The sequence below is a fragment of the Nocardia sp. N2S4-5 genome (genome assembly GCF_044628355.1).
Classification (GTDB): domain Bacteria; phylum Actinomycetota; class Actinomycetes; order Mycobacteriales; family Mycobacteriaceae; genus Nocardia; species Nocardia wallacei_B.
The window spans coordinates 4,759,421-4,771,578 of sequence record NZ_JBIUPM010000001.1 but is presented as its reverse complement, the minus strand read 5'-3'; the positions used below and the strand labels follow the sequence as shown (position 1 = coordinate 4,771,578).

The following is a 12,158-nucleotide window of genomic DNA, read 5'->3' as shown; positions in this document are numbered from 1 at the left end:
TGCACAGATCGAGGAAACGAAATTCATGTTGCGGACCCGTGGAAAGGTAACCGGCGTCGTGGTGTCGCTCGCCGCCGTCGGCCTGCTCGCTGCCTGCGGCGACAACGATTCGACCGCGTCGAGCACGCCGACGCTGAAGACCTCGGCCACGACCGCGACCGCCGGTCCCACCATCCCCTCGGTGGTACAGGTGCCGCCGGAGGAGGGCGCCCCGCCCGCCGCGCCGACCACCGGTGCGATGGAGCGGCCCGAACCGGTGGAACCCTCGGTCGCCGCGGGCAATACGTCCGAGCTGTCGGCCAAGGACCAGGCGCTGATCGAGGAACTGAAGAAGCGCGGCCTGAGCCCCACCCCGGACATCGCGGTGACCACGGCGAGCTTCGTCTGCCAGGGCAAGGCATCGGGCCTGCCCGATGACCAGATCACCACCTACGTGAACGCGATGGCCGGTTCCGACCCGGCGTTCGACCCGCAGAAGATGCCCGTCGAACAGGCCGGCCGGATCTACGTCGACACCGCGAACCAGACCTACTGCAACAAGTGAACGCACGACGCTCGGGCTATCCGGGAGGCAGCGGCCGCGGTCGTCGCCGTCGTCCCGGCTGCCTGCTGTTCCTGGTGGGCATCGTCGTGCTGGTGGTCGTGGTGCTGCTGCTGTGGTACCTGCTGGCCGGTCCGCTGCGGCTGCCGAAGCCGACGCCGCCGAAGCCGGGCCCGCCGACCAGCCAGCCGGCCTCCTGCCCGGACGTCCAGTTGCTGTCGATTCCGGGGACGTGGGAGTCCAACAGCAACGACGATCCGCACCACCCGAGCGCCAATCCGATCTCGTTGATGCTCAACGTCAGCAACCCGATGCGCGAGCGGTTCCCGGACAGCCGGTTGGACGTTTACACCGTCCCTTACGTCGCGCAATTCTCCAATCCGATCGCGATCCCGCCGGACGGCCAGCAGTCCTACAACAACAGCCGCTCGGAGGGCGCCGGGCGGGCTCTCGACGAACTCTCATCGATGGCGAAAAGCTGCCCGCTCACCAGTTATGTGATCGCCGGTTTCTCGCAGGGCGCGGTGATCGGCGGCGACATCGCCGCGCAGATCGGCGCGGGCAAGGGTCCCGTTCCGGCCGACCGCGTGCTCGGCGTGATGCTGATCGCCGACGGCCGCCGCGATTTCGGGCCGGGCCAGGCCGCCGCGGTCGGGCCGAGTCCGCCGGGCGTGGGCGCGGAGGTCGCGCTGCAGGGCCTCAACGTCCCGGGCATCAAGATGACCGGATCGCGCCCGGGCGGCTTCGGCGAACTCGCGGATCGGACCTACACCATCTGCGCGCCGGGCGATTTGATCTGCGACGCTCCGAAGCAGGCGCTGAACCCGTTCAATATGATCCCGAGCCTGATGACGCTGGTCAGAGCCGTCGGAAACCCGGTGCACGCCCTGTACAACACCTTCCAGGTGGACGAGAACGGCACCACGGCCACGCAGTGGACGGCGAATTGGGCGGCAGACCTGATCGAGGGCGCTCCGTACCCGCCCCATTCGTGACTGTTAACAGGGGTCAACCCCGAGGCCCCCAAGGTTTCGTGGGCACGCTGTAAAGTGCAGCGATGATCGCGACGCCGGAGCCGCTTCCTCTCGGATCGGCCCGGCGTCGTAGCCATTCCGGACAGCCAGGAGCATGAGGTAAATGACAGAAGCCGCCACCACGGCGAGCCGCACACCGGCCGCCACGGCGAGCCGTGCATCGGCTGCTGCCGAGGTGACTGCGCTGGGTACGCCGCCGCGCGAGTTCCGGTTCGCGGCCGCCGGCGAGGGCAACCAGCAGGAGGGCGGGGCGCGCAAGTTCGTCAAGCTGGCGCAGCAGGCCGAGGAGTACGGCTACGACTCGTTCGCGGTGCCCGACCACCTCGGCCCGCAGGTCGGCCCGATCGCGGCGCTGGGCGCGCTGGCGGTGGCCACCGAGCGGATCCGCATCGGAACGTCGGTGCTGGCCAACGGCTTCCGGCATCCGGTGGTGCTGGCCAAGGACGCCGCCACCATCGACGTGCTGTCCAAGGGCCGGCTGGAACTGGGCGTGGGCGCCGGCTGGATCAAGAGCGAGTTCGAGGCCGCCGGCATCCCCTACGAGTCGCCGGGAGTGCGGCTGGAGAAGCTGGACGAGACGCTGACCATCCTGGACGTGCTGTTACGCGGCCAGGAATGTCACTTCGAGGGCAAGCACTACCAGGTGCGCGGCATCAAGGGCACGCCGCGGCCGCGGCAGGGCCCGCGCCCGCCGCTGGTGACCGGTGGCGGCGGGCCGAAGATGCTGCGGCTGGCCGCCAAGCACGCCGACATCATCTCGGTGGTGCCGCGGACCACGAAGGAAGGCAAGGGCCTGCTGTCGGGCATCACCCTCGACAAGACCGTCGAGAAGGTGAACCTGATCAAGCAGGCGGCCGGCGATCGGTTCGCGGATATCGAACTGAACTGGACCATCACCGCCGTGGTGATCACCGACGACCGCGAGCGCACGGCAGAAATGGCATTGTCCGCAATCGAGAAGGGCCTACACCCCGACCTCGAAGTGGACGTACAGCTTTCGGTCGAAGACATACTCACCTCGCCCTATGTGGCGATCGGCACATTCGAGGAGATAGCGGAGCAGATTCGTAACGTGCGCAAACTCACCTCGATGTCTTATGTCGGAGTGTTTCCGACTCAGATGGATGCCTTCGCGCCGGTGATCCCGTTGCTACGGGAGGCGTGACCGAGTCATGTTCACTCGCACCAGGGACCGCGCCGGGGCCTGCTCTGTAACATGTCCCTGGTTTGAGTACATCTAGCCGATAGGTGGTCACCGCGCAGACCGCCGGAAAAGCTGCAGGCATGCTCTTGCACCACAGAGCGCCCGCGGGCGTAAGAGAGTCGGGGCCTCACAGGTAACAGCGGCCATGATGCCGTGCTGCGTGTGCCTCGGAGGAGAAGGAATGACGGACGAGACTTTCGACGACTACCTGGACGAATCCGGGAATATCAGCATTCCCGAGGGGCGCACTCTGGTCGATTACGTCGAGAAGCACACCCGCAACGACGCGAACACGCTTGCCTATCGCTACATCGACTACTCCCGTGAGCGCGACGGCGAGTACCAGGACCTGACCTGGAAGGAATTCGGCATCCGCCTGCGTGCGGTCGCCGCGCGCCTGCAACAGGTCACGAAGCCCGGTGACCGGGTCGCGATCCTGGCGCCGCAGGGGCTGGACTACGTGGTGTCGTTCTTCGCCGCCATCTATGCCGGCACCATCGCGGTCCCGCTGTTCGACCCGGACGAGCCCGGCCACACCGATCGGCTGCACGCGGTACTCGGCGACTGCAAGCCCTCGGCCATCCTCACGGCGAGCTCCTCCGCCGCGGGCGTGCGCCAGTTCTTCCGTCCGCTGCCGGCCGCGCAGCGCCCGCGCGTCATCGCGGTGGACGCGGTGCCCGATTCGCTCGGTGAGGCCTGGGCCTACCCCGACATCACCGTGGACAACATCGCCTATCTGCAGTACACCTCGGGGTCGACGCGGACCCCGGCCGGTGTCGAGATCACCCACCGCGCGGTGGGCACCAACCTGCTGCAGATGATCAACGCCATCAACCTGGACTGGAATTCGCGCGGCGTGACCTGGCTGCCGCTGTTCCACGACATGGGCCTGCTGTGCGTGATCCTGCCCGCCATCGGCGGCAAGTTCATCACGATCATGTCGCCCAGCGCCTTCGTCCGGCGTCCGGGCCGCTGGATCAAGGAGCTGGCCGCGGTCTCCGACGGCGCCGGAACCTTCGCCGCCGCACCGAATTTCGCCTTCGAGCACGCGGCCGCTCGCGGCCTGCCGAAGAACGGCGAGACGCTGGACCTGTCCAACGTCATCGGCCTGATCAACGGCAGCGAGCCGGTCACCACCTCCTCGATGAAGAAATTCAACGAGGCGTTCGCCCCCTACGGCCTGCCGAAGACGGCCATCAAGCCCTGCTACGGCATGGCCGAGGCCACGCTGTTCGTCTCCGCGACCCGGGCCGAGGACGAGGCCAAGGTCATCTACGTGGACCGCGACGAGCTGAACGCCGGCCGGATCGTCAAGGTCGAACAGGGCACCGCCAACGCCATCGCGCAGGTCAGCTGCGGGTACGTCGCGTTGTCGCAGTGGGCGGCCATCGTCGACGCGGAGACGGTCGACGACCCCGCCGGCCCGCGCGAGCAGCCCGAGGGCCAGGTCGGTGAGATCTGGTTGCACGGCAACAACATCGGCATCGGGTACTGGGGCCGGGACGACGAGACCCGCAAGACCTTCAAGAACCTGCTGCCCAACCGCCTGCCCGAGGGCAGCAAGGCCGAGGGCACCCCCGCCGACGCGACCTGGATGCGCACCGGCGACTACGGCGTCTACATCGATGGCGAGCTGTACATCACCGGCCGGGTCAAGGACCTGGTGATCGTCGACGGCCGCAATCACTACCCGCAGGATCTGGAGTACTCGGCGCAGGAGGCCAGTAAGCTGCTGCGCCCCGGCTTCGTGGCGGCGTTCTCGGTACCGGCCAACCAGCTCCCGGCCGAGGTGTTCGAGGCCGACAGCCATTCGGGCATCAAGTACGACGCCGACGATGCCTCCGAGCAACTGGTGGTCGTCGCCGAGCGTGGTCCGGGCGCGCACAAGGCCGATCCGGCGCCGATCGCCGACGCGGTGCGCGCGGCGATCTCGCAGCGGCACGGCGTCACCGTGCGCGACGTGCTGCTGGTGCCGGCCGGTTCGATCCCGCGGACCTCGAGCGGCAAGATCGCCCGCCGCGCCTGCCGGGCCGCGTACCTGGAGGGCACCCTGCGGGGCGGCTACACGCAACAGGCCTTCCCGGACGCCCCCGAGGAAGAGTGAGCGACATCCGCGCTTGCGATACTGGCTGTCGATCCCTGCCCACCCGACACCCCCACCCAGGTAGCTTGAGGAATTGATGGCTGACAACGAGGGCACTCAGACGACCGACGCCGTTTCGCCCGAGAGCGATGCGGTCAGCGACGACACCCGGGCCGCCGCACCGGCCACCGAGATGTCGGTGGCCGAGCTGCGAGAGTGGTTGCGGCGCTGGGTCGCCGACGCCACCGGCCAGCCGATCGAGCAGATCACGGTGGACCGGCCGATGGAGGAGTTCGGGCTGGCCTCGCGCGACGCCCTCGCCCTCGGTGGCGACATCGAGGAACTCACCGGGGTGATGCTGAGCGCCACGGTCGTGTACCAGCACCCGACCATCGGCTCACTGGCCGAGGTGATCGCGGCCGGCGGCGTGCCCGAGGAGCCCGCGGAATCGACCGACGACTCCTTCTATACCGCCGGTTACCAGCCGGGGGAGGCGCACGACATCGCCATCGTCGGCCTGTCGACCCGGCTGCCGGGTGCGGGCAGCACGCCGGAGTCGACGTGGGAGTTCCTCATCAATCGCGGGGACGGGATCCGGGAGTTGCCGTCGGGCCGGTGGTCGGAGTTCACCGCCGAGCCGCAGATGGCCGCGGCCGTCGAGCAGGCGAACACCCGCGGCGGCTACCTCGACCAGGACGTGGTCAAGGGGTTCGACGCCGAGTTCTTCGCGATGTCGCCGATCGAGGTCGAGCGCGTCGACCCGCAGCAGCGCCTGATGATGGAGCTGACCTGGGAAGCGTTGGAGCACGCCCGGATTCCCGCCAGTGATCTGAAGGGGCAGCCGGTCGGCGTGTTCATCGGCTCGTCGGGGAACGACTTCATGTTCCTGGCCGCGATGGCGGCGGGCGCCCCGGTCGACGCGAACACTCCGGCGACGGCCGCGGCCTACGGGATCACCGGCAGCGTCTCGTCCATCATCCCCAACCGGGTGTCCTATTTCTTCGACTTCCGGGGTCCGTCGGTCTCCGTGGATTCCGCGTGCTCGTCGACCTTGGTCGCGGTGCACGAGGCGGTGCAGGCGTTGCGCAGCGGCGATGCCGACGTGGCGCTCGCCGGCGGCGTGAATATGATCCTGGCCCCGTTCGCGACCCTGGGTTTCGACGGTGCGGGCGCGGTGGCGAAGGACGGCCACATCAAGGCGTTCTCGTCGGACGCCGACGGCATGGTCCGCTCCGAGGGCGGCGGCATGGTGGTGCTCAAGCGCCTGGCCGACGCCGAGCGCGACGGTGACCGAATCCTGGCCGTGGTCAAGGGTTCCGCGGTCAACAACGACGGCCGCTCCAACGGTCTGCTGGCGCCGAATCCGGATGCCCAGGCCGAGGTGCTGCGCCGCGCCTACCGGGACGCCGGAATCCTCCCGTCGTCGGTCGATTACGTCGAGGCGCACGGCACCGGCACGTTGCTCGGCGATCCCATCGAGGCGGACGCGCTGGCGCGTGTCATCGGGCGTGGACGCGAGGGCGATAAGCCCGCGCTGCTCGGATCGGTCAAGACCAACTTCGGGCACCTGGAGTCGGGCGCGGGGGCCGCGAGCCTGGCCAAGATCGTCATGTCGTTGCAGCACAACGTGATTCCGCCGAATATCGGATTCGCCGGGCCCAACCCCTACATCCCGTTCGAGCAGGCGCATCTGAAGGTCATCGATGAGCCGACCGAATTCCCGCGCTACAGCGGGCGGGCGACCATCGGCGTCTCCGGCTTCGGGTTCGGCGGCACCAACGCGCACGTGGTCATCCAGGAGTATGTGCCCGCCGCGGCGGAGACCCCGGCATCGTCCGCCGATCTGGACAACGAGGACACCGGGATCGTCGCGGACGCCGAGGCCGTGCTCGCGGCCGCCGAGGCCGAGTCGGCGGACGGGACACCGGTGGCCGAGGGGCCGACCATCGCCGAGAGCGCCGGACTGACGGCGGACCCGACGCCGGAGTGGACCGCCGAGCGCACCGAACCGCTGCCGGTGATCCTGGCCGTGTCCGCGTACCTGCCCTCGCGGCGGCGACGGGCCGCGGCCGACCTGGCCGACTGGCTGGAATCCGAAGCGGGACAAGCGGCCTCGCTCGAGTCCGTGGCGCGCTCGCTGGCCAAGCGCAACCACGGCCGCTCGCGCGGCGTCGTGCTGGCCAAGACCCACGATGAGGCCGTCGCGGGGCTGCGCGCCATCGCCGAGGGCAAGCCGGGGCCGGGCGTGTTCACCGCCGACGCCCCCGCTGCCAAGGGCGCCATGTGGGTACTGTCCGGTTTCGGGTCGCACCACCGCAAGATGGGCAAGCAGCTCTACCTGGAGAATTCGATCTTCGCCCGCGCCGTCGACGAGGTCGACGAACTGGTGCAGGACGAGGCCGGTTACTCGGTCCGGGAGATGATGCTCGACGACGCGCAGGACTGGGACGTCGGCACGTCGCAGGTCGGCGTGTTCGCCATTCAGCTCGGCCTGGCCGCGCTGCTGCGGGCGCACGGGGCCGAGCCGGAGGGCGTGGTCGGCCACTCCCAGGGCGAGGCCGCGGGGTCCTACATCTCCGGCGGCATGAACCTCGAGGACGCCGTGCGGGTGATCTGCGCGCGGTCGCGGCTGATGGGCGAGGGCGAGCAGATGCTCACCGAGGCCGACGTCCGCAATATGGCGCTGGTCGAGTACAGCGCCGAGGACATCGAGAAGGTGCTCGCCGACTACCCGGACCTCGAGGTCGCGGTGTACGCCGCGCCCACCAACACCGTGATCGGCGGGCCGCCGGACCAGGTGCATGCCGTCGTGGCGCGGGCCGAATCGGAGGGCAAGTTCGCCCGGGTGCTGCAGACTCGCGGCGCCGGACACACCTCGCAGATGGATCCGCTGCTGGGCGAGCTGGCGGCCGAGCTGGCCGGTATCGAGCCCACCAAGCTGACCGCCGACCTGTACTCGACCGTGCACAAGGCCACCGTGTACCGCGCGGGCTCGGACCCGGTGCACGACGTGGACTACTGGGTCACCAACATGCGGCACCCGGTGTACTTCACCAACGCCGTGCGGCAGGCCGTCGACACCGGCATCACCACCTATCTGGAACTCGCGCCGAATTCCGTTGCGCTGATGCAGGTGCTGGGTACGACCTTCGCGGCCGGGGTGCACAACGCGGCGCTCATCCCCACGCTCAAGCGCAAGGAGGACGAGGCCGCGGGCATCATCTCGGCGCTGGCGCAGCTGTACGTGCAGGGGCATCGGGTCGATCTGTCGTCGCTGCTGCCCGCCGGTGATTTCGCCGACATTCCGCGAACGGCTTTCCTGCGCAAGGAATATTGGCCGACGGTCACCATCGCCTCCGGCGGGGGGACCGGGCGGGTGCCGGGTTCGCACGTGGCGCTGCCGGACGGACGGCACGCCTGGGAGGTGTCGGCGGCGGCCGTCACCGACCTGTCCGGGCTGGTGAGTTCCGCTGCGGCGCAGGTGCTTTCGGGCGTGGCGGTCGGGGCGACCGTCGCGCATTCGCCGCTGCCCGCGTCCGGGAACCTGACCACCACGCTCACCCCGCACCTCGGCGGCGCCTCGGTGCAGGTGCACGGGGAGCAGGACGGCGCCTTCCGGTTGTTGTTCGAGGCCGTGGTGACGGGGGCGTCGCGCGCGTCCTCCGGTCGTCCCGGCACGTCCCCGTCGGGCTCTGTCGGCGCGTCCCCCTCAGGAATTCCCGGCGCGTCCACCTCGGAAGTTCCCGGCGCGTCCACCTCGGAAGTTCCCGGCACGTCCACCTCGGAAATTCCCGGCACGTCTTTCGCCGGGAACGGCGGCGGCACAGCCGATCTCGTGGTCGCCGAGACCATCGGCGACAGGTGGAACCCCAGCGGCGCCCAGACCGTGGAGCAGCGGCTGGCGATCATCGTCGCCGAGTCCATGGGCTACGCCGTGGAGGACCTGCCGATGGAGATCCCGCTCATGGAGCTGGGTCTGGACTCGCTGATGGCCATGCGCATCAAGAACCGGGTCGAGTACGAGTTCGACATCCCGCAGCTGCAGGTCGCGGCCGTGCGCGACGCCAGCCTCAACGAGGTCGCCAAGGTGCTGCGCTACGCCATCGAGCACCGCGACGAGGTCGCCGCGATCGCCGAACAGCAAGCGGCCGAGGGCGGTTCGCTGGCCGTCGACGACAACTTCGTCGCCGCCGCGCGGGCCGCCATGGAGTCCGGTGCGGACCCGGCCGCCGTCGTGAAGGACAAGCTGGCCGAGAGCGCGCCCGAAAAGCCGGAGCCCGCGACCGCGCAGACTCCCGTGCAGCCGTCGCTGTTCGGCGAGGAGTCGGCCGAGGACAACGTGCCCCCGCGCGATGCCGCCGAGCGGCTGACCTACGCGACCTGGGCCACGATCACCGGCAAGTCGCCGGGCGGCGTCTTCGACACCCTGCCGATCCTGGACCAGGACACCGCCGAGAAGCTGGCGGCGCGGCTGTCCGAGCGGGTCGGCGCGGAGCTCGACGTCGAGGACGTGCTCGACTGCGAGACCATCGAGCAGCTCGCCGACATCGTGCGGCAGCACCAGGACAGCGCCGGGGATGTCGACGGCTTCGTGCGCACCCTGCGCGGGCGCACCGCGGGCTCGGATGCCGTGCCCGTCTTCGTGTTCCATCCCTCGGGCGGCAACACGCTGGTCTACGAGCCGCTGCTGAAGCGCCTGCCCGGCGACACGCCGATGTACGGCTTCGAGCGCGTCGAGGGTTCGATGGAAGATCGTGCGCGCCAGTACATTCCGAAGATCCGGGAACTCCAGCCCGGCGGGCCCTACGTCTTCTACGGCTGGTCGCTGGGAGCCGTCTTCTCGCTCCAGGTCGCGCAGCTGATGCGGGCCGAGGGCGACGACGTCCGGCTGGTGGGGCTGATCGATCTCGCGCTGCCCGTCGAGCCCGAGGACGGCAGCCCCGAGGGGCGGCGCGCCCGCGTCGAGCGTTTCCAGGAGTTCGCGAAGAAGACCTACGGCATCGAGGGCGAGCTGGACGACGACATGCTGCGCGAGCTGGCGGACGCGTCCGACGCGGAGCAGTACAAGATCATCACCGATCTGCTGAAGTTCGCCGACGTGAAGATCCCCGGCGGCGTGATCGAGCATCAGCGCACGTCCTGGCTCGACAGCCGGGAACTCGAGAAGGCGCAGCCGTCGCACTACGACGGTGACGTGGTGCTGTACCTCGCCGACCGCTATCACGACGGCATGATCGAACTCGAGCCCCGCTTCGCCGAACGGCAGCCCAATGGTGGCTGGGACGACTACCTCCCGGCACTGGAAATCATCCGCATCCCGGGTGATCATCTCCAGATCATCGACGAGCCGCGCATCGCCACCATCGGTGCCGACCTGACGCAGAAATTGGCTGCGATCGCGAAAGGAATCTAGTGAGTACGACCGCCGAGAAGCTTGCCGACCTGCGGAAGAAGCTCGAAGCTCGCGCAGGAGCCGGCAGGTGAGGCGGGGGTGGCCAAGCGGGCGCGCAAGGGCATCCCGAGCGCGCGCGATCGGATCAACATGCTGGTCGATCCGGGCACCTTCGTGGAAATCGGTGCGCTGGTTCGCAATCCGAGCATCAAGGACGCGCTGTACGGCGACGGCGTGGTCATCGGGCACGGTCTCGTCGAGGGCCGTCCGGTGGCGGTGTTCTCGCACGACCAGACCGTGTACGGCGGGTCGGTCGGTGAGATGTTCGGCCGCAAGGTCTGCACGATCATGGAGTTCGCGGCCAAGGTGGGCTGCCCCGTGGTCGGCATCCAGGATTCCGGCGGCGCGCGCGTGCAGGAGGCGGTCAGCTCGCTGGCCTGGTACGCCAATATCGCGCTGAAGGTGGAGCCGCTGTCGGGCATGGTGCCGCAGATCTCGCTGATCCTGGGCAGCTGTGCGGGCGGGGCGGTGTACCAGCCGATCAACACCGATGTCGTGGTCGCCACCGAAGAGGCGTACATGTTCGTCACCGGGCCGAAGGTGATCCGCGAGGTCACCGGCGAGGACGTCAGCCTGGAGGAACTCGGCGGCGCTCGCAGCCAGGCCGAATACGGCAATATCCACCACGTCGCCAAGGACGAGAAGGCCGCCTTCGACTGGGTGCGTCAGTATCTGGGCTACATGCCGACGAGCTGCCAGGAGGAGCCGCCGGTGGTGAACCCGGGCATGGAGCCCGAGGTCACCGATTCCGACCTGGAACTGAACTCGATCGTGCCGGATTCCGACAATGCCGGTTACGACATGCACGACATCCTGCTGCGCATCTTCGACGACGGCGAATTCCACGAGGTCGGCGCGCAGGCGGGGCTGAACATCATCACCGGATTCGCCCGGGTGGACGGTCGTTCGGTCGGCGTGGTCGCCAATCAGCCGATGGTCTCCGCCGGTGCGCTGGACGCCCGCGCGTCGGACAAGGCCTCGCATTTCGTGCGGTTGTGCGACGCGTTCGAGATCCCGCTGGTGCTGGTGGTGGATACGCCCGGTTTTCTGCCCGGTGTGGAGCAGGAGAAGATCGGTGTCATCAAGCGCGGCGGCCGGTTCCTGTTCGCGTTCGTCGAGGCGTCGGTGCCGAAGGTGACCGTGGTGATCCGCAAGGCCTACGGCGGCGGGTACGCGGTGATGGGCTCCAAGCAGCTCGGCGCGGACGTGAACCTGGCGTGGCCGACGGCCCGCATCGCGGTGATGGGCGCCGAGAGCGCGGTCAGCCTGATCGGGCGCAAGCAGATCGAGGCCGCGCCGGAGGACCAGCGCGAGGTCGTCCGGCAGCAGATGATCGACTTCTACAACGCCACCATGGCCAACCCGTGGGTCGCCGCCGAACGCGGCTTCATCGACGCGGTCATCGAACCCGCCACCACCCGCCTGGAAATCCGCCGCGCCCTGCACCTGCTCCGCGACAAGAAGCTGCAACGCAACCCGCGCAAACACCACCTGCTGCCGTTGTAGGTCGGCGCGACACCCCCATGCCGGGCGAGGTCTGCCCGGACCGGTGAAATCCCGTGGAACGGCAGGTGGACGGGGTGTCTTTTGCGGAATCGGCCGGTGAATCACCGCAGGTATGAGAGCCTTCAGCTATGGGAAGCTCACCGAAAGCCGTACTGCAGGGTGGACCGGCCGACCTGCCACAGCGCATCGTGCCGATCACCCCACCGGGCATCGAACTGCGAATCCAGTTCAACGGTGGCTACGAGCGCTTCAAGGTGACCCCACGCTGGGAGGACACCACCGAGGGCAACCTGCCGGTCTACGAGTGGACGGGCCGGCTCGAACGGTGAGAGCACAGG

General features: G+C 68.8%; 6 protein-coding genes and 1 pseudogene. All 7 read left to right on the top strand.

All coding sequences use genetic code 11. The annotated features are described in order from the left end of the window. The first annotated feature begins 25 nt into the window (after positions 1–25). The 7 genes and pseudogenes from ACFMRZ_RS21815 to ACFMRZ_RS21785 all read left to right on the top strand — a co-directional run bounded on the left by ACFMRZ_RS21815 (position 26) and on the right by ACFMRZ_RS21785 (position 12,149). Positions 26–544, top strand: a complete 519-nt coding sequence (locus ACFMRZ_RS21815; RefSeq protein ID WP_400180543.1) for a DUF732 domain-containing protein — start codon at positions 26–28, stop codon at positions 542–544. Next, on the top strand, positions 541–1,536 hold the full coding sequence (locus ACFMRZ_RS21810) for a cutinase family protein (RefSeq protein ID WP_400180542.1): 996 nt from the start codon (positions 541–543) through the stop codon (positions 1,534–1,536). The genes ACFMRZ_RS21815 and ACFMRZ_RS21810 overlap by 4 nt, the downstream gene beginning before the upstream one ends. A 142-nt stretch (positions 1,537–1,678) precedes the next feature. Then, positions 1,679–2,740 (top strand): LLM class F420-dependent oxidoreductase, encoded by a 1,062-nt coding sequence (locus ACFMRZ_RS21805; RefSeq protein ID WP_280271161.1) that lies wholly within the window; start codon positions 1,679–1,681, stop codon positions 2,738–2,740. 220 nt (positions 2,741–2,960) lie between these two features. Beyond that, a complete protein-coding gene (gene fadD32 / locus ACFMRZ_RS21800) occupies positions 2,961–4,883 on the top strand; it encodes a long-chain-fatty-acid--AMP ligase FadD32 (RefSeq protein ID WP_280271160.1) in 1,923 nt (640 codons plus the stop codon). A gap of 76 nt (positions 4,884–4,959) precedes the next feature. After that, positions 4,960–10,275 carry a polyketide synthase Pks13 gene (gene pks13 / locus ACFMRZ_RS21795; protein ID WP_400180541.1) on the top strand — a complete coding sequence of 1,772 codons (5,316 nt, stop codon included), beginning with the start codon at positions 4,960–4,962 and terminating at the stop codon, positions 10,273–10,275. After that, positions 10,275–11,820, top strand: a pseudogene (locus ACFMRZ_RS21790) (acyl-CoA carboxylase subunit beta). The gene pks13 and the pseudogene ACFMRZ_RS21790 overlap by 1 nt, the downstream one beginning before the upstream one ends. A gap of 128 nt (positions 11,821–11,948) precedes the next feature. Next, positions 11,949–12,149 carry a DUF5988 family protein gene (locus ACFMRZ_RS21785; protein WP_280271157.1) on the top strand — a complete coding sequence of 67 codons (201 nt, stop codon included), beginning with the start codon at positions 11,949–11,951 and terminating at the stop codon, positions 12,147–12,149. The last annotated feature ends 9 nt before the right edge of the window (positions 12,150–12,158 follow it).